Origin of the sequence: Couchioplanes caeruleus (assembly GCF_003751945.1) — a bacterium.
GTDB classification, from domain to species: Bacteria; Actinomycetota; Actinomycetes; order Mycobacteriales; family Micromonosporaceae; genus Actinoplanes; species Actinoplanes caeruleus.
Genome location: NZ_RJKL01000001.1, coordinates 3,825,806 through 3,843,590 on the forward strand (window position 1 = coordinate 3,825,806; position 17,785 = coordinate 3,843,590).

The 17,785-nt window shown below is 70.2% G+C and carries 15 protein-coding genes and 2 riboswitches; of the genes, 2 read left to right on the forward strand and 13 right to left on the reverse strand.

The window, feature by feature from the left end; translation table 11 throughout:
• Positions 1-21: 21 nt before the first annotated feature.
• Positions 22-1,029 carry a coiled-coil domain-containing protein gene (locus EDD30_RS17005; protein ID WP_071806871.1) on the reverse strand — a complete coding sequence of 336 codons (1,008 nt, stop codon included), beginning with the start codon at positions 1,027-1,029 and terminating at the stop codon, positions 22-24.
• Positions 1,030-1,080: 51 nt separating this feature from the next.
• Positions 1,081-1,218: riboswitch (cyclic di-AMP (ydaO/yuaA leader) on the reverse strand.
• A 279-nt stretch (positions 1,219-1,497) separates the two neighbouring features.
• A riboswitch (cyclic di-AMP (ydaO/yuaA leader) is annotated at positions 1,498-1,635 on the forward strand.
• Positions 1,636-1,639: 4 nt separating this feature from the next.
• On the opposite strand from EDD30_RS17005, the gene EDD30_RS17010 reads away from it, so the two are divergent.
• On the forward strand, positions 1,640-2,656 hold the full coding sequence (locus EDD30_RS17010) for a coiled-coil domain-containing protein (protein ID WP_071806858.1): 1,017 nt from the start codon (positions 1,640-1,642) through the stop codon (positions 2,654-2,656).
• A 76-nt stretch (positions 2,657-2,732) separates the two neighbouring features.
• Here EDD30_RS17010 and EDD30_RS17015 read toward each other — a convergent pair whose 3' ends face one another.
• The 7 genes from EDD30_RS17015 to EDD30_RS17045 form a co-directional block, all read right to left on the reverse strand.
• On the reverse strand, positions 2,733-5,099 hold the full coding sequence (locus EDD30_RS17015) for a glycoside hydrolase family 65 protein (RefSeq protein WP_071806857.1): 2,367 nt from the start codon (positions 5,097-5,099) through the stop codon (positions 2,733-2,735).
• A 45-nt stretch (positions 5,100-5,144) separates the two neighbouring features.
• The gene (locus EDD30_RS17020; protein ID WP_071806870.1) at positions 5,145-5,885 is read right to left on the reverse strand and encodes an HAD family hydrolase; all 741 of its coding nucleotides are present in this window, start codon (positions 5,883-5,885) and stop codon (positions 5,145-5,147) included.
• Between the two features lie 78 nt (positions 5,886-5,963).
• A complete protein-coding gene (locus EDD30_RS17025; protein ID WP_071806856.1) occupies positions 5,964-6,479 on the reverse strand; it encodes an ATP-binding protein in 516 nt (171 codons plus the stop codon).
• A gap of 61 nt (positions 6,480-6,540) precedes the next feature.
• On the reverse strand, positions 6,541-7,458 hold the full coding sequence (locus EDD30_RS17030; protein ID WP_071806855.1) for a hypothetical protein: 918 nt from the start codon (positions 7,456-7,458) through the stop codon (positions 6,541-6,543).
• Between the two features lie 117 nt (positions 7,459-7,575).
• A complete protein-coding gene (locus EDD30_RS17035; protein ID WP_123678329.1) occupies positions 7,576-8,874 on the reverse strand; it encodes an ABC transporter ATP-binding protein in 1,299 nt (432 codons plus the stop codon).
• A gap of 102 nt (positions 8,875-8,976) precedes the next feature.
• Positions 8,977-11,160, reverse strand: a complete 2,184-nt coding sequence (locus EDD30_RS17040; RefSeq protein ID WP_071806853.1) for a bifunctional glycosyltransferase/CDP-glycerol:glycerophosphate glycerophosphotransferase — start codon at positions 11,158-11,160, stop codon at positions 8,977-8,979.
• Positions 11,157-13,172 carry a DUF5941 domain-containing protein gene (locus EDD30_RS17045; protein ID WP_071806852.1) on the reverse strand — a complete coding sequence of 672 codons (2,016 nt, stop codon included), beginning with the start codon at positions 13,170-13,172 and terminating at the stop codon, positions 11,157-11,159. Before EDD30_RS17045 ends, EDD30_RS17040 begins: the two co-directional genes overlap by 4 nt.
• Before the next feature lie 287 nt (positions 13,173-13,459).
• Between EDD30_RS17045 and EDD30_RS17050 the strand changes: the two genes are divergently transcribed.
• The gene (locus tag EDD30_RS17050) at positions 13,460-13,642 is read left to right on the forward strand and encodes a PspC domain-containing protein (protein ID WP_071806851.1); all 183 of its coding nucleotides are present in this window, start codon (positions 13,460-13,462) and stop codon (positions 13,640-13,642) included.
• 78 nt (positions 13,643-13,720) lie between these two features.
• On the opposite strand, the gene EDD30_RS17055 is transcribed toward EDD30_RS17050, so the two are convergent.
• From EDD30_RS17055 to EDD30_RS17075, 5 genes are all read right to left on the reverse strand, one after another.
• Positions 13,721-14,482, reverse strand: coding sequence for a DUF4230 domain-containing protein (locus EDD30_RS17055; protein WP_071806850.1), 762 nt, complete (start codon positions 14,480-14,482; stop codon positions 13,721-13,723).
• A gap of 70 nt (positions 14,483-14,552) precedes the next feature.
• Entirely contained in the window at positions 14,553-15,722 is a 1,170-nt protein-coding gene (locus tag EDD30_RS17060; RefSeq protein ID WP_071806849.1) for an acyl-CoA dehydrogenase family protein, read from the reverse strand.
• Between the two features lie 18 nt (positions 15,723-15,740).
• On the reverse strand, positions 15,741-16,037 hold the full coding sequence (locus EDD30_RS17065; protein WP_071806848.1) for a type II toxin-antitoxin system VapB family antitoxin: 297 nt from the start codon (positions 16,035-16,037) through the stop codon (positions 15,741-15,743).
• 120 nt (positions 16,038-16,157) lie between these two features.
• Positions 16,158-16,787, reverse strand: a complete 630-nt coding sequence (locus EDD30_RS17070) for a nitroreductase family protein (RefSeq protein ID WP_071806847.1) — start codon at positions 16,785-16,787, stop codon at positions 16,158-16,160.
• Positions 16,788-16,790: 3 nt separating this feature from the next.
• A complete protein-coding gene (locus tag EDD30_RS17075; protein ID WP_071806846.1) occupies positions 16,791-17,717 on the reverse strand; it encodes an aldose 1-epimerase family protein in 927 nt (308 codons plus the stop codon).
• Between the last annotated feature and the right edge of the window lie 68 nt (positions 17,718-17,785).

The window sequence follows — 17,785 nt, forward strand, 5'->3', positions numbered from 1 at the left end:
CCGCCCTGGGTCGGTCCGGCGCTATCGCATGGACAGGTGCACGTGGTTGGTGTGATCGCTGTTCGGTTCGCCGGTGCCGCGCAGGTACGGCTGCCATCCGCTGCTCGGTAGCCAGATCCGCTTGAACCAGATGACGTACAGCACGCCCAGCCGGCCCTCGTTGTCGATGAAGTAGTTCGCCAGGCGGTCGCCGTAGTCCCGGCTGGCGCCGGTCGCGACGCCGCCGAAGCCGTCCTCGTCCGACGCGAAGTCGCAGGCCCGGCCCAGCGGATGTTCACCGCTGCCCTGCGGACGGAAGCACGACACGAAGCGGGTGAAGCCGTCCGCCTGCGCCTCCTTCATGGCGTGCAGGGTGCGGGGCGTGAGGCAACCGGTCGTCGTCGGGTCGTTCTGGCTGCACGACTCGTCGGGCAGCTCGCCGTTGGGGTTGCGCGGCGCGGCCCCCGCCTGGGCGCTGTTGCCTCCGCCGGAGGGGCCGCTCGCGCCGCCGGCCGCGGCGTTCGCCGTCTTCAGCGCCTTCTCCGCCTGCGCCTTGCGCTTGCTCATGATGTCGTTCTGGCGCTCCTGGTCGCGGACCTCCGCGTCGATCACCAGCTTCGCCCTCGCCTGCTTCGCCCGGGCGTCCTGCAGCTCCCGGAGGGCGCGCTCCTGCTTCACCGCCACGCTCTCCAGCGTCGTGGCGCGATCGAGCAGGCCCTGCGAGGAGTCGGCCGTCAGCAGGGCGGTCATCGGGCCGAGCCGGCCGGTGCGGTACGACTGCTGGGCGATGTCGTCGAGGACGCTCTGCTTGGGGCCGAGCTCGGCGTCGATCGCCTTGAGCTTCGCGGCGGCCTCCTGCTGGCGCTTCTTCGAGCGGGCGAGCGCCTCCCGGGCCTCGACGAAGCCCTTCGAGGCCGCCTCGAGCTGCTCGACGAGCGACTTCGAGCCGCCCTCGCCGTCGTCGCCGTCGTCTCCCGGCGCGGCGGGCGGGCGGGGCGCGGCGCCGGCCGCGGTGGGGGCGGCGAGCGCCAGCCCCGAGGTGGCGACCATGACCGCGAGCACGATCGCTAATCGCCGCCGGAGAGGGTCGAGCCTCACGTGCGTTCCTTCCGTCGGCCGCCGACCGGGTTAGCTGACGGGTTCGGGACGGAAGAGATCCCTACCGCAAGGCTCTGCGGATTCACCCCATTACCGGATGGGTCCCCGGCTCGCCTTTCGACGATTGGGCGGCGGTTCCGTGATGGAACCGTGACGAAGACTACCCACGGAATCCCACCATCGACAGGTGTCGCACCGTACGCATTCATACGCACACGAACAGTGAGAGGTGTGAGGCAGAATGCAGCGACTCACATTGATACTTCGTTGCGGGTCATGACCTGCGTCATCCCATCGAGGGGTAACGGAAAGTCGTTGCGCGGTAACAGTTTTCGGCCCTCCGCAGGCGCTGATGCGACGGCCATCTTCAGGTAAACTTTCCGCCGGTCACTGCCATGAAGGCACCGCCCCCAAGGTGCCGGCGGACCACCGCTCAATCGCCGCACGGCGAATCGGGGAACCACCTTGAAAAGGGGTGAATCCGCAGAGCCTTGCGGTAGGGATCGCTTCCGTCCCGAACCCGTCAGCTAACCCGGTAGGCGGCAACACGGAAGGAAACTGCATGACGGCAAGACCCGGCCGGTGGCTGGTCCTCGCCCTGGCACCGCTCATCGCGATCACCATGATCGTCGCCCCCGGAGCGCCCGCGACCGCGGCGCCCGGCGGAAGCTCGTCGACCCCCGACGACGGCAAGGCCAACCCGACGCTCAACGACGTGCTCGACAACACGGGGCGTCGCTTCCTGGCGGCCAAGGCCGCGGTCGCCAGGTCCACCAAGGCACAGGCCAACCTGGCCGTGCAGGTGAAGACCGCGGAGGATCGGCGGGACGCCCTGCTGCCCCAGGTGAACGCCATCGCGGCCCAGCAGTACCGCACGGGCGGCCTGTCGACGATGGGATTCCTGCTCAACGTGCGCTCGCCGGACGCCTTCCTCGAGAAGGCCGTTTCGCTCGAGGAGCTCAACGCCGTCAACGACGGCAAGCTGCAGGAGCTGCAGAAAGCGATCGACACGGTCGCCACGGCGAAGGCCCGGCTGGACCAGGAGATCAAGGCGCAGAAGCAGAACCAGGAAGTGGTGCGCAAGCAGAAGGAGTCCGCCGAGAAGGCGCTCAATCTGGTGGGCGGCAAGACGGTGACGGGCGGCTTCGTGACCCTCAAGTCGAAGGTGGCCGCGCCCGCGCCCCGCAACGGCGACGGTGAGTTCGCCCCGGAGGGGTGCAACGTCGACGACGAAACCACGGGCGGCTGCGTCACGGCCCGCACGATGCACATGTACAAGGAAGTCAAGAAGGCCGGCTTCAACCGGTTCGTGGGCTGTTTCCGCCCCGGCGGCCCGTTCGAGCATCCCAAGGGCCGCGCCTGCGACTGGTCCCTGCAGAAGAGCGGCTTCTCACCCTGGCATAACCAGGACACCCGCGAGTACGGCAACAACCTGATGGCATTCCTGGTCCGCAACGCCGACCGGCTCGGCGTCCTGTACGTCATCTGGAACAAGATGGTCTGGTTCCCGGCGACGGGCTGGGGTTCGTATTCCGGCGACAGCGACCATACGGACCACGTACACGTCTCCATGCTGTAGCAGGCCCCACGCGCGCAAAGGAGCCCCCGCCTTCCGGCGGGGGCTCCTTGCTGTCCGTCCTACTGAGCTGTGCGCCCTACTGATTGCTGGCGCGACGGACCGGTGCCCGCCCCGCCGGCTGGGTCGGGGCCGGACCGGTCGGCGGCGCCGGCGGGATCGCCAGCACCACCGGCTTGACCTGCGTCACCGTCACTTCCTTACCGTGGTGCAGCAGCTCGAGCTTCGCGGAGCCGCCGCCGTTGCGCAGCGAGTAGGTCACCTCGGCCGGTGTCACCTCCACCCGCACCCGCAGGCCGCGCCACAGCAGGGAGAACTCCAGGCTGTTGATCCGGCTCGGCAGCCGCGGCGAGAAGGAGAGCCGGCCGTTGTAGTCGCGCATGCCGCCGAGCCCCGCGACCAGCGCGATCCAGGAGCCGGCCAGCGACGCCACGTGCACGCCGTCCCGGGCGTTCTGGTGCAGGTCGTGCAGGTCCATCAGCGCCGCCTCGCCGAGGTAGTCGTGGGCCAGCTCCAGATGACCCACCTCGGCGGCCATGACGGCCTGGATGCACGCCGACAGCGACGAGTCCCGTACGGTCCGGGCCTCGTAGTACGCGAAGTTGCGGGCCTTCTCCTCCGGGGTGAAGGCGTCGCCGCGGACGTACATCGCCATCACCAGGTCGGCCTGCTTGACGACCTGCTTGCGGTAGAGATCGAAGTACGGGTAGTTCAACAGCAACGGGTACGCCTCCCGCGGGGTGTTCTCGAAGTCCCACTCCTGCAGGCGGGTGAACCCCTCCGACTGCTGGTGCACGCCCAGTTCCCGGTCGTACGGGATGTGCACGGCGGCCGCCGCGTCCCGCCACGACGCCGACTCCTCGTCGTCGACCCCCAGACTGCGGGCCAGGTCGGGGTGGCGGTTGACCGCTTCCGCCGCCGCCATGAGGTTCTGCTGCGCCATCAGGTTGGTGTAGACGTTGTCGTCCACGACCGCCGTGTACTCGTCCGGGCCGGTCACGCCGTCGATGTGGAAGCGGCCGTGCCGGTCGTGGTGGCCGAGCGAGCGCCAGAGCCGGGCGGTCTCCACGAGCAGCTCGAGGCCGACCTCCCGCTCGAAGTCGTAGTCGGCGGTGGCCGAGACGTAACGGCGGACCGCGTCGGCGATGTCGGCGCCGATGTGGAAGCCCGCGGTGCCGGCCGGCCAGTACGCCGAGCATTCCTGACCCCGGATGGTGCGCCACGGGAACGCCGCGCCCTGCAGGCCCAGCGTCTGCGCCCGCTCCTTGGCCAGGTCCAGGGTCGAGTGGCGCCAGCGCAGCACGTCCGCGGCCGCCGACGGCTGGGTGTAGGTCAGCGCCGGAAGCACGAACGTCTCGGCGTCCCAGAACGTGTGGCCGTCGTAGCCGGGGCCGGAGAGGCCCTTGGAGCCGATCGGGCGCTTCTCGGCCCGGGCGCCGGCCTGCAGCGTGTGGAAGAGGCCGAAGCGCACCGCCTGCTGCACCTCGGGGTCGCCCTCGACGCGCACGTCGGAGTGGTCCCAGAACTCGTCGAGGAACTCCTTCTGGGCCTCGATCAGGCCTTCCCAGCCGTCCAGCCGGGCGCTGGCGAGGGCGGCGCCCACCTGGTCACGCACGGCCGGCAGGGACCGGTTGCTCGACCAGCCGTACGCGGCCAGCTTCACGACCCGCAGCTTCTGCCCCGGCTCGAGCTTGCAGGCAACGGTGGTGCGCAACCAGTCGGGGTGGCCCTCGGTGGTGACGGCGTGCTTGCCGGGCGCCTCGACGAGGTGCTCCATCGCCGCGGCCATCCGCAGGTCGCTGGCCTTGGTGCGGTGCACGAGCAGGCCGCCGGTGCGCTGCTCGAGCATCTCCTCGGCCTGCAGCGGGTGGTCCAGCACGGCCGCCACGCGGGGGTCCTTGTTGGTCGGCGGGAGCTGCTCGTTGGCCACCAGCTCGGACTGCAGGATCAGCCGGGCGGTGGAGTCGATCGGCTCCACCTCGTACAGGAAGGCGACGACCGCGCGCTGGGTGAAGGAGACCATGCGCACGGTGCGTACCCGGATCGCCTGCCCCGACGGGGACACCCACTCGACGATCCGTTCGAGGGTGCCGGCGCGCAGGTCGAGGGTGCGCTCGTGGGAGCGCAGCTCGCCGTAGCGCACGTCGAACGGCTCGTCGTCGACGAGCAGGCGCATGAGCTTGGCGTTGGTGACGTTGACCATCGTCTGACCCGACTCGGGGAAGCCGTAGCCGGCCTCGGCGTACGGCAGGGGCCGCAGCTCGTAGAACGAGTTCAGGTAGGTCCCGGGCAGGCCGTGCGGCTCGCCCTCGTCCAGGTTCCCGCGGATGCCGATGTGGCCGTTGGCCAGGGCGAAGACCGACTCGGACTGAGCCATGAGCTCCAGGTCCAGCCGGGTCTCCCGGATGTGCCAGGGATCGACGGGGTAGGCCCGTTCACGGATCACGGTGGTGCCTCTCGCAACTGAAAAGAGAAGAAGTCAGATGGGGGGTTACCGGGTGAGGAGCTCGGCGAGGTCCTGCACCACGATGTCGGCGCCGTGCGCGAGCAGCGCGTCGGCCTGGCCCACGCGATCCACGCCGATCACGATGCCGAACCCGCCGGCCCTGCCGGCCTCGACGCCGGCGAGGGCGTCCTCGAAGACCGCGCAGTTCTCCGGCGGGACGCCAAGCAGCTTCGCGCCGCGCAGGAACGTGTCCGGCGCGGGCTTACCCGGCAAGTTTTCCGCACGTGCGGTGACGCCGTCTACCCGTACCTCCAGGTAACCGTCGATCTTGGCTGCCTCGAGCACGTCCTTGCAGTTGGCGCTCGCCGACACGACGGCCCGGCGCAGCCCCGCCGCCTCGGCGGCACGCAGGTAGTCCACCGAGCCGGGATAGACCTGCACGTATCCTTCACTGATTTTCTGCAAGACGAGCAGGTTCTTGCGGTTTCCGATGCCGTTGACGGTCTCCTGGTCGGGACCGTCCGTGGGCAGGCCCTCGGGCAGGGTGATGCCTCTCGAGGCCAGGAAGGTGCGGACACCGTCGGCGCGTTGACGCCCGTCGACGTAGCGGTGATAGTCGGCACCGGAGTCGAACGGCAGGTAGGGCTCCCCGAGCCGGGTGGCGCGTTGCTGCAGGTAAGCGTCGAAGGTCGACTTCCACGCCGCGTTGTGGACCAGGGCGGTCTGGGTCAGCACGCCGTCGAGATCGAAGAGGCATGCCGTCACGTGAGGAGGTAGTCCGAGCACCGGCCTAATGTAGTCGCCTCCGCCGACGAACACGCTTGAATGCGGATGACGACATTTCCACGGCGTTTCATGCGAAGTTCAACCGGCGGCTGATACCCCGTCCAGCAGGCCAGAAGCGGTGATTCGACCCGGAATATCCATCCTCAGGCCGATGGTCGTCCCGATCGGACCGGTTGCCATGGTGACTTCGTCGCACAACTGGTACGCCAGCCAGATGCCCCGGCCACCGTCCTCGAACGCCTCGGGCACCGTGGGCGGCCGCTGGTACTCCTCGGGGATGCCCGGCCCGGAGTCCGTGACCGTGCACCAGACCGCCGTCGCGGTGCGGGTCAGCCGGAGTCGCCCGCTCCCGCCCGCATGCAGCACGACGTTCGTGATCACCTCGTTGACGGCGAGCACGAAGCCGTCCAGCCGGTCGCCGAGCAGGCCCGGCGCGAGCCGCTGGATGACCTCGTGACGCAGCACGGTGATGTCGGCCCGGCCGAAGACCCGGTCGAGAAGGTCTCCGCCGCCTTTTGCCTGCGATGAAGAAGCGTCCGGCGACTCCCTGCCCGGAGCCGGACGCAGCATCTCCTGGCCGACGGTTTCCTCCACCGCCGAGCAGCCTACGCTGTGTACCGCCTCCGTGGCAGTTGTCGGAGTCCGGTATTCAAGATCAGAACAGATGAGACAGGGTACGCAGGATCTCCGCGTAGAAGTTCCCGTCGATGTCGCGGTAGAGGCTGAACTTCATGCCGGGGCTGCCGAAGAAGGGCCGCAGGGTCCACGCGAGCTGGGTGCCGACAAAGCCGAACAGCAGGATCCAGATGTAGAGCAGCGTCATGCTCGGCGGCGCGGGCTGGCGCGGCGGCTGCGGCGCGGGGCGCTGATGGCCGATCGGCGTCAGCATGTAGCCCGGCGGGACCTGGGCGACGGGCGGCGCGGCGGCCGGGACCGGGGCCGGGGCCGGGGCGGCCGCCGCCGGGGCAGCCGCGGTCGTACCGTTCACCGCGGCACCGGCCGGGACCGGTTCGCGGGCGGGCTCAGGTGCGTTGACGGCGGGAACGACCGTCGCCTCGTTCTCCTTTTCCGGCGACAGCAGGCCGTTGTCGTTGAGCACCCGCATGCCGCCGGTGAGGAAACGCAGGCCGACGAGCGCGGAGAGAGCCAGGATCACCACGTTCAGCAGCTTGAAGAAGCCGTAGTCCGGAGCGGTGATCAGGAAGAAGAGCGCGATCGGGGCGAACGCCAGCGCCAACATGGCGGTCACCGTCAGCGCCACCATGACCAGGGCGAGGGATTGGCGTACGGACAGCCGCGCCCCGAAGACCAGGTTGAACAGGTACAGCGTCGGCAGGCAGATGGCCAGCGTGACCAGGAACAGCAGCGGCAGCTTCACCGCGGAGGTCAGCGCCATGAGCACACTGTGGAAGGAGCCCAGCACCGCGCCGTAACAGGCGAGGGCGATCACCGAGCTGACGAGCATCTGCCCGGTGAGCTTCGGCAGGGACCGGTCCTCGACGACCTGCTGCCAGATCCCCTGTCTGTCGCGCAGTATTCGTTCGATCACCAACAGTCCGGATGCGTTCGCCATTGGTCGCCACCCTTCGGGTCGTGACGTCGATACGCCCTCGCACCGACGTGTCGCGAACGATACGACACCGTGTCAACGACACGGAACCGTCTCTTCCAGATGGGTGGAAAGTCGTATTCAGCGCCAACCGATGTCGATGCGGTCACCGTGCTCGTCGAAGAAGTGCAGGGCTTCCATCCGTACGCCGATCGCCAGCGGATGCCCCGGCGAGACGGCCGGATACGGTGCCAGCCGCACCGCGACCTCGGCCGGGCGCCGGTGGTGCCGGCCCGGATCGCTGAGCACCGAGACCTTCGCCGCACCGCCGCTTTTCGGCGCCGCCCGATCCGAGCGTCCGGTCAGCCGCTGCAAGGCCCCGCCGACCCGGCGCAACGCCCCACCGGCGGGTACCGCCTCGGCGGCACCCTTGCCGAGCTCGTCGACGACGATCGCGGTGGCGCCGATGTCGAGGAAGGCCAGCGACTCGTGGCCGTGGTGCTCGAGGTACCGGATCCGGCCCCGCAGCACGTCGCCCGGTGCGTCGGGGGCGACCGGGGTGAGCGCCTCGGCCCGCATGCCGACCACGATCCGCTCGCCGTGGTAGTGCGCGATCGCCCGCGCGCGGATGTCGTGCCACGGGATATAGAGGGCCTGCTCGCCGAGATCGAGGACGACGTAGCGGTCGAGCTGCACGTACACCGACGCCTCGAGCAGGTTCATCCGCGGGGAACCGAGGAACGCGGCCACGTAGAGGGTGGCCGGGCGGCCGTACACCTCGGTGGGCGTGCCCACGTCCTGCAGCACTCCCCCACGCATGATCGCCACCCGGTCCGCCATGGTGAGCGCCTCGGCCTGGTCGTGGGTCACGTACATGGTGGTGACGCCGAGCTCGCGGGTCATGCTGGTGATCTCCGCGCGCAGCTCGGCGCGTAGCCCGCTGTCGAGGTTGGACAGCGGCTCGTCCATGAGGAAGAGGCCCGGACGGCGGACGATCGCCCGCCCCATCGCCACCCGCTGACGCTGACCGCCGGAAAGCTGAGTGGGCTTTCGGCCCAGCAGCTCGCCGATGCCCAGCGCGGTGGCGACGTCGCCGATCCGCTCCTCGCGGGCCGCCGCCTCCACACCTGACAGTTTGAGCGGGAACGCAATATTGCCACTGACCGTCATGTGTGGATAAAGCGCGAAATCCTGAAAGACCATGGCGATCTGGCGGTCCCGAGGGGCCAGATCCGTCACCGGCTCGCCGTTGAGCAGGATGATGCCGGCCGTCGGCTCCTCGAGGCCGGCGATCATGCGCAGAATCGTGGACTTGCCGCAGCCCGAGGGGCCGAGCAGCACCAGGAACTCCCCGTCCCGCACCTCGAGGCCGGCCTTGTCGACCGCCACGGTCCCGTCCGGCCAGACCTTCGTGACGTCCCTGAGCGCGACGGTGGACACCGTCAACCTCCTGCATGCGAGCTGCGACGATGGCCTAGCGTGACCAGACGCATGCAGAACTGCCATCGGGTGAACGGCCATTGACGGCCAGTCACCCCACCGTCACAGTTGTCGATGCGGGATCTCGCCGAGCAGGACCCGGCGGACGACCCGCTCGGCGGCCATGCCGTCGTCGAGATAGCAGAAGCGTTCCCGGAACCGTGCCCGCTTCTCCGCCGCCGCGGTGCCCTCGTAGGCCCGGCCACGGAAGACCTCGACCAGCTCGCCGAAGGTGGTGGCGACCTCGCCCGGCGGCAACTCCATCAGGTCGAAGTACACCCCGCGTACCTCCCGGTACGCCGACCAGTCCGGCGCGAAGATCACCAGCGGCCGGTCCAGCACGGCGAAGTCGAACATGGCCGAGGAGTAGTCGGTCATCATCACGTCCGCCGCGAGATACAGATCCTCCACCACCGGGTACGCCGAAACGTCCACAATGCGCCCCCGCCGCGACGGCGCCTTGTGGTCGGCGGCCACACCGAAGTAGTGGGCCCGGACCAGCAGCACGGTGTCCGGCCCGAGCGTGTCGGTGAACGCGTCCACGTCCAAGACCTGCCGGCCCGCCGGCAGCCACTCGCGGTGGGTCGGGGTGTAGAGGATGACCCGCTCGTGCGGCGCGATGCCGAGCTTGCGCCGGACCTCCGCCGTCTCCTCCGCCGTCGCGCACGCCAGCCGATCGTTGCGCGGATAGCCGACCTCGAGCGTCTCGTACCGGCAGGGATACGCGCGCTCCCAGGCGATCGTCGTGTGCGCGTTGGCGGTGATGCTGAAATCCCAGCGGTCCGCGCGGCGCATCTGGGCGTGGAAGTCCTGGTCCTTCGCCGCCGCCGGATGGTCGGCCTGGTCCATCCCCATCATCTTCAGCGGGGTGCCGTGGTGGGTCATCACGTGCGTCGTGCCCGCCCGCTTGCGCACCCAGTTCGGCCAGTTCACGTTGTTGACCAGCCAGCGGGCCCGGGCCAGCGCGCGGAAGTACGCCGGCGTTCCCGTGATCACGTACTCCGTGCCCGGCGGCACGGACTTCACCCGGCTCCGGTTGACGACCCACACGGCGCGCACGCCGGGGGCCAGTTCGGCGGCCTTGCCCGCGATGGCGGCCGGATTGCAGCTCACCCCGCGGTACCAGTACGCGGCGTACAGCGCCAGCTTCTGGTCCACCGGCAGCCGCAGTTGCAGCAGGTAGTACGCGCGGTAGGCGGCCTGCCGTACCCGGCCGGCGAACCTCCTCGCCCGGACCGCCGGCACCCGGCGTACCCGCCTGAGAGTGCGAACCACGGCGATAGCCCGCTGCATCGCCTGGAAGGAGAAGTACGAACCGCTCGCCGCGAATGTGTGCCGCAGGCCCATCGTGCCCGGAGGGCGCTGGTAGCCGACGGCAGGCTTGTAGCGGTGGAAGTCCTCGGTGATGCGGCCGAAGAAGCGCCTGCGGGACACGTTCCGCACCCGCTGCGTGTTGCTCAGCACGGCGAAGTAGTGCCACATCATGCGCCGGAAGAGCACCGGCCGCAGCTGCTCCGCCCGATCGGCGTACCCGTCCACCAGCGCCATCGCGTGCGCCCAGTGGTCGAAGATCTCGAAATGCCGGTCGTCGAGGGTACGCGTGATCGCCCCGGTGCGGCGCTGCCGGTAGTGCACGCAGGTGCGGCCCAGTCCACTGATCCTCGGCGCCGCGGCGAGCAGGGGGAAGGTGAACGAGACGTCCTCGTACCAGCCTTCGGCGAAGCGCAGGTCCAGCTTGAGCAGCAGCTCGCGGCGCACGATCTTGTTCCAGGCGACGTGCAGCACGTTCATGATCCGCGGCCACTGCTGCGCCGTGAAGGTCTCCGGCGCCTTGGCCAGCACCCGCCCGACGCGCGGGACCTCCACCCGGCCGTCCCAGTGCACCTTGTCGAAGCCGACGACCAGCACGTCCGCGGCGGTCTCGGCGAGCCGGTCGGCGACCGCGGTCAGCGCGCCCTGGGCGAGCCAGTCGTCGCTGTCGACGAACCACACGTACTCGCCCACCGCGTGGTCCAGCCCCACGTTCCGGGCCCGGCCGAGGCCGACGTTCTCCGCCAGGGACACCACCCGGACGCGCGGATCGCGGGCGGCGTACTCGGCGAGGATCGCGCCGCTGTTGTCCGGCGAGCAGTCGTCCACCGCCACGATCTCGAAGTCGGTGAAGACCTGTTCCAGCAGCGAGTCGAGGCACTGCCGCAGATAGCCCTGCACCTTGTAGACCGGCAGCACCACGCTGAGCAGCGTCATCGATTCTCCCCGGTGCGCCAGTCCCGGACCGCTCCGGAAAGGAATTGCAGGCCGACCCCGGCGGCCACCAGCAGTTCACCAGCCGTCGCGACACCGGCCAGCGCACAGACGAGCAGCAGCGCCACCCGACCGTCCCAGCCGAGCAGGGCGCGCCTGGCGGTCGCGTCGGGCGCGGCCTTCTCCATCCGGGCGGTCAGATCGTAGTGGTGCAGCGCCAGCGCGAAGAGCAGCGCGAAGAGCACCGGCGGCGGCACGTCGCAGATGAGCGCGACGGCGACCGCGAACAGATACTCCGCGGCCCGCAGCCCGGCCGGCACCAGCCAGTCGAGCGGCCCGCCATGCCCGGCCCGGGCCGCCAGGCCGGCGCCGAACACCAGCGCCGCGACCGCCACGAGCCACGTCGACGCCTCGCCCGCCCGGACCAGCTCGACGTGCGCGTCCCCGCCCCACCAGGAACCCCAGCGGGTGCCGCGCGGCGCCCATCCTGCGGTCACGGCCGCGATCAGCGCCAGGGGGGCGACCGCCGCGAGCCCGGCCCACAGCAGCGGCCGGGAGAAATCCGCCGCGCTCACCGTGCCGCGCACCATCCGGCCGTCGTCCCGGTGCCGCGACGTGTCGACCGTCTCCAGCACGCCGACGCGCATCGAGAGGGAGCGTAGAGACCTCAACGCCAGCGTGTACCCGGCGGCGAGCAGCCCCCACGTCACCACGGCGGCGAGCGCCACCCGGCCGTCGGTGAGGGCCGCCAGGACCGCCATCAACGCCCAGCGCTCGCCGATCGGAAAGACCACGATCCGCTTGAGCCAGTACGCGAGCGACCCGGTATCCGCCTGCACCTTGTTCGAGGCGCGACTGAGCCGGGCACCCACCCCGCCACCGGCGTCGGCGTTGCCGGCGGTGCCGACCGCCTGGCGGGCGGCCGCCTCGTCGTGCAGGGCGCCGTACCAGGTATCGGTCATGTGCCGCACGGTCTGCAGCACGATGGCGGTGATGGCCAGCGGCCACGCGTACGGCAGGCCCGCCCGCTCGGCACCGGCGGCCAGCCCGGCGTAGACGGCGTACTCCTTGGCCCGGTCGGCCATCGTGTCGAGCCACCCGCCGAACGCCCCGAACGTGCGGGTGTACCGCGCGAGCTGGCCGTCGACGCAGTCGAGCACGAACCCGAGGTAGAGCAGGACGGCACCGGCCACCATCGAGGGGCGCGACGCCTGCCAGAAGGCGAGCGCGGAGGCCACCGCGAAGAGCACGGACAGCGCGGTGACGCCGCTGGGCGTCAGTCCGGCGCGGGCGCAGAGCTTGGTGACCAGCGGAGACCAGGTGCTCACCGCGTACGTGGTGAAGAAGTCGTCCTTCTCCTTGACGGCGAGCCGCAGCAGGGCCTTGTCCTCGTCGACCGCCGCGACGGCCGCCCGGGCGGCGGCGAGCTCGGCATCGTCGTGCACCCGCGCGGCGTGCAGCAGCCGCACCCGGGTGGCGATGGGCACCAACCCGACGTCGAGCAACGTAGGAAGAAGCAGGTCGAGCGCGCTTCCGCGCACCCGGCTCCCGGCATCCGGGTCTCGGCTGCCGTCCTCGGCGGCCGCGAGTGCCTTCTCGGCGGCGGCCGCCGCCAGGCGCAGATCGGCGGGGGCGACGTAGAGGGCGCCCGCGAACCGGGTGGGTCCGTCCGGGGCCGGGACCAGCCGACCCCGATCCTCCCTGAGGTCGCCTCCGGTGCCACTCTCCGTGGCGACGACGAGGGCGGTGCTGCGTCCGGCCGGCTCGGTGGCGAGGGTCCACAACAGACTCTTGTGCGCGACCAGGTCGTCGGCGCAGAGCAGCAGCGGTTCGACGGCCTCGGCCGCGATCCGGGCGATCTCTCTGAGCTGCGCCGGGACGTCATCTCCGCCCACCGTCAGGACGGCCGAGGCCCCGGCCGCGGACAGTCCGGCGGTCAGCTCGTCCGCGAGCCGGACGGCGTCGGCCGGGTCGAGATCGTTGCCGGTGCTGCCGCACAACACGGCGAGCGTCACCGCGACATTCCTCCCACCAGAACCGCCGATCGCAGAGAGTAAGGGCGAAATTCGCCCCGATGTTAACAGCGGGAAGGGTACGGGTACGGGATGCCCTTACGGGAACGTGAGCCGCCTTCTCCCCCTGCCGGCCGAGGGCGGGGTCACGGGGCGCACCTACCGTGGATCGCAGGTCAGGCACACCGCCTGGCCGACAGGTCAGGCACACCGCCTGGCCGACAGGTCAGGCACACCGCCTGGCCGACAGGTCAGGCACCCGCCTGACCGACATCGAAGGAGTGGATGACATGGCTCGCCGTCTGGCTCGCCCCCGCGACGACCGATGGATCGCCGGCGTGTGTGCCGGCCTCGCCCGCCGCTTCGGCATCGGCTCGGGCACGATGCGGCTGATCTTCATCGTCTCCTGCCTGCTGCCCGGCCCGCAGTTCCTGATCTACCTCATCCTCTGGGTCATGCTGCCCAACGAGTGACCCTTCCGTGGCCGGCGCCCCGCCCGGGGTGCCGGCCACGGACGTCAGCAGCGGGTCACGAGCCGGCGAAATCCCGGCTCACGGGGTGGTGAACTCGACGGTGACCTTGGTGTAGCCGAGCCGCCCGAAGAGGCTGACGAGCATCTTCTCGGTGTTCTCCCGGGCGCGCTGGTCGAGCCCACTGGCCTGCGCCGCCTCGGTGATCCGCTGCTGGGCGAGCTGATAGACCCGCTGCTGGCGGCCGGGGTCGCTGGAGAAGGCGTCCCCGATACGGTTGAGCAGACCCCGTTCCTCCGCCACGACGTAGCTGCGCTGCATGTCCAGGGACGCCTGCCCCTGCTGCGGGGGCGGCAGCTTGATGGTGACCGTCTTGTTCGCCTCGTCGACGGTCAGGGCACCCGAGGCGAGCTGGCCGAAGTCGACGTACGCCTCGACCGTGCCCGAGCCGACGAACAGCGTGCGCTTGTTGACCAGGAACTCGGGGATGTTCTCCTTGTTCTCCTGCAGGTCGACGATGACCTGGAAGGTGCCGTCGGCGGCCACGTAGCGGCTCAGGTCGCGCATCGACTGCAGCAGGACGGGCTGGCTGCGGTCGGTGGTCTTGTCGGAGAACGGATTGTCGAAGCTGGGCAGCACGTTGATCGCGCGCAGGCCGAGACACAGAGCCACGATGAGCGCGAAGACCACCCCGGTGAAGAGGAGCACCCGCGCGAAAGCCCCGGGCCCCCGCGGCTCGGTGGCTGAAGGCTCGGTCGCGGCCGGAGGCGCGGACGCGGACGCGGGCTCCTCGATGGCCGGATATTCCCTGGTCGGCTCGTCGACGCCGGACGGATTCGCCATCGCCGGACACCCCTTCCTCTCGTGGGCCCTGGTTCCCACGGTACGGAAGGGGTACGACAGCCGCAGCGTCTCAACCCCCGAAAGCGCTCAAACCCGTCAATTTCTGCCCGATGACGAGCTGGTGGACCTCGGAAGTTCCCTCGTACGTGAGCACGCTTTCGAGGTTGTTCGCGTGCCGGAGCACCGGATACTCGCCGCTGATCCCGTTGGCGCCGAGAATCGTGCGGCACTGCCGCGCGATCTTGATCGCCTCCCGGACGTTGTTCAGCTTGCCGACGCTGACCTGCTCGGGCCGGAGCCCCGCGGTGTCCGCGCGCCGGCCGAGGTGCAGCGCCAGCAGATAGCCCTTCTGCAGCTCCAGCGCCATGTCGGCCAGCTTTGCCTGGGTGAGCTGGAAGCCGGCGATCGGGCGGCCGAACTGCTCGCGGCTGCCCGCGTACGCGATGGCGGTTTCCAGGCAGTCCCGGGCCGCGCCCAGGGCGCCCCAGACGATGCCGAAGCGGGCCTCGGTGAGGCAGGTCAGCGGCCCCTTGAGGCCCCGGGCCAGCGGCAGGCGGACGGAGTCGCCCACGCGGACGTCGTCCAGGGTGATCTCGCCGGTGGCGGAGGCGCGGAGCGACAGCTTCTTCCTCACCTCGCGCACGGAGAATCCGGGGGTGGTGGTCGGTACGGCGAAGCCGAGCACGCCGTCGTCGGAGCGAGCCCAGATCACCGCCACGTCGGCGAGCGGCGCGTTGGTGATCCACATCTTGCCGCCGTGCAGCACCCAGTCGTCGCCGTCGCGGCGGGCCCGGGTCGTCATCGTGCCCGGGTCGGAGCCGTGGTCCGGCTCGGTCAGGCCGAAGCACCCGATCAGCTCTCCGGCGGCCATGCCCGGCAGCCAGCGCTGCTTCTGCTCCTCGCTGCCGAACTTCCAGATCGCGTACATGGCCAGGGAGCCCTGGACCGACACGAGGGACCGGACGCCCGAGTCGGCGGCCTCCAGCTCCATGCAGACGAGGCCGTACTGGACCGCGGAGGCGCCCGCGCAGCCGTACCCGCTCAGGTGCATGCCGAGCAGGCCGAGCTTGCCGAATTCGAGGGCCAGCTCGCGGACGGGTACCTCGCCGCGCTCGTACCAGTCGGAAATGTGCGGGCGGACGCGCTCGTCGGCGACCCGGCGCACCAGCGCCCGGACGTCGCGTTCCTCGTCGCTCAGGAGGTCGTCGAGGTCGAGCAGATCCAGCGGTGAGACGGCCATGCCGTAAAACTAACAGTGTTAGTTGTCGATGACGAGCACCCGGGCGTGGATCTGGTTGCGCTGCTGCAGGGCGGCCCGCAGCGCGCGGTGCAGCCCGTCCTCGAGATAGAGGCCGCCCTTCCACTCCACGACGTGCGGGAACAGGTCGCCGTAGAACGTCGAGTCCTCGGCGAGCAGCTTGTCGAGGGCCAGCTCGCGCTTGGTGGTGATGAGGTCGGCCAGCCGGATCGGCCGGGGCGGGATCTCGGCCCACGCCTTCAGCGTCGTGTGATGGTCGGGGTACGGCGCTCCGTCCCGTACCGCTTTGAAGATCACGACGGCACGCTCCCCTCCGGTCTTCGCTCTGGCCTTACCCGGCGGACGGGCAGGTACGCCTGCCAGCCTAGCGAGCCGCCAGCCTGATGACCGGCGCCGTCCTCACGCGGTCACCCATGGTCAGGTGTCACTCGCGTCGGCGCGCCCCGTGGCGCTCCATCGGCCATGATGCACCACCTCGTCCATCGGGCGGTGCCCTCGGCGTAGTGATGGTGACCTCTTGTCGGCCGCCGGATAGCCCACGGCCAGCGCACCAACCGGAGTAAAAACCTCCGGCACCCCGAAAGCCTCCCGAAACGCACCTACCCGTTCCGCCGGCATGCCGAAGAACAGCGAACCCAGCCCCTCGTTGACGGCGGTCAGGTGCATGAGCAGCGCGGCGAAGCCGGTGTCGACGTCCCAGTACGGCACCGGCCAGCGGCGCTCGTCCCGGTCGGTCCAGCCCTTGTCGGCCTGGGCGTATCGGTCGAGGTAGACCGACTTGTTGGAGAGCGCAACGATGATCAAGGGAGCGGTGCGCATCCGCCGCAGCCAGGAATCCGCAGGCCCCGGGGCCGCGGTGACCGACCAGTAGAGCTCCCGTTCCTGCGGCTCCTGCAGCACCAGGAAGCCCCAGCCCTGGGAGAAGCCCGCCGACGGCGCCCGCAGCGCGTGCTTGATCAGCTTGTCGACGATCCCCGGTGGCACCCGGCGGTCCGGGTCGTACGCGCGGGTCATCTTGCGCCGGCGGACGACCTCGTCGAACTCCACGGCTCAGCCCGCCTTCCGGATGCCCCAGGACGCCTGCCAGGCCTGCCCTGGCGCCAGCACGACCAGGTCACGCCCGGACCGGAATGCGTCGGGCGGGCAGGTCATCGGCTCGATCGCCAGGGATCGGCGGAACCGCTCGCCGCTGAGCGTGTCGCCCGTGAACACCTGCCACCACTTGAAGCTCTCGTCGCCCCAGACCGTCACCGCCTGGCTGCCGTCGGGCGCCGCGATGGTGACCGAGGAGCCGCCGTCCGCCTCGGTGATCACGTCTCCCCAGGTCGTGTCGAGCTTGGCCGCGCCGATGCGGCGCGGCGCGGTGAAGTCGAACTCGCCGCCGGCCACCTTCACCGCGCCGATCGGCAGCAACCGGGCGTCGGTCAGGACCTTGGTGCGGCCCGGCACCCGCAGCAGGATGTCGTCCACGGCCACACCGGGCAGCCGCAGGTACGGGTGGACCGAGAAGCCCCAGGGCGCGTTCGCGTCGCCGGTGTTGACAACCTCCTGATCGGAGCGGAGCCCCTCGGCGCCGACGCTCCACCGGGTCCGCAACGTGAGCGGCCACGGATATCCGATCTGCGCCGGCAGCTCGAACTCGAGCGTGACGGAATCCGGCGTCCGGTCGGCGAGGCGCCACCGGGCCCAGTTGGCCAGCCCGTGGATCGCGTTGTGCTTGCCCGGCTCGGTGAGAGGCAGTTGGTACGACGTGCCCTCGAACGTGTAGCGCCCGTCGCGGATCCGGTTGGGCCACGGCGCGAGAAGCTGACCCGCCGAGGCGGGCGAGATCTCGTCCGGCCCGAACCCGTCCACCACCTCGACCGCACCCACGGCGTAGCCGCGCAGCACGCCGCCGACCTCCGCGAGCGTGGCCCGATGGCCGCCCGCCTCGATCGTCCACTGAGTCCCGGATCTCGCCGACACGACAGCACTCACGCCGCCGCCTCGCTTCGCTCCCCGGCGCCGCGAGGCACGAGCTGACTGTGTTCGATGAAGCCCTCGCT

Excerpts from the sequence above, each read along its gene's own strand:
- EDD30_RS17005 (WP_071806871.1), bottom strand. The coding sequence starts at position 1,029 with ATGGTCGCCACCTCGGGGCTGGCGCTCGCCGCCCCCACCGCGGCCGGC.
- EDD30_RS17010 (WP_071806858.1), top strand. The coding sequence starts at position 1,640 with ATGACGGCAAGACCCGGCCGGTGGCTGGTCCTCGCCCTGGCACCGCTC.
- EDD30_RS17030 (WP_071806855.1), bottom strand. The coding sequence starts at position 7,458 with ATGGCGAACGCATCCGGACTGTTGGTGATCGAACGAATACTGCGCGAC.
- EDD30_RS17040 (WP_071806853.1), bottom strand. The coding sequence starts at position 11,160 with ATGACGCTGCTCAGCGTGGTGCTGCCGGTCTACAAGGTGCAGGGCTAT.
- EDD30_RS17050 (WP_071806851.1), top strand. The coding sequence starts at position 13,460 with ATGGCTCGCCGTCTGGCTCGCCCCCGCGACGACCGATGGATCGCCGGC.
- EDD30_RS17055 (WP_071806850.1), bottom strand. The coding sequence starts at position 14,482 with ATGGCGAATCCGTCCGGCGTCGACGAGCCGACCAGGGAATATCCGGCC.
- EDD30_RS17060 (WP_071806849.1), bottom strand. The coding sequence starts at position 15,722 with ATGGCCGTCTCACCGCTGGATCTGCTCGACCTCGACGACCTCCTGAGC.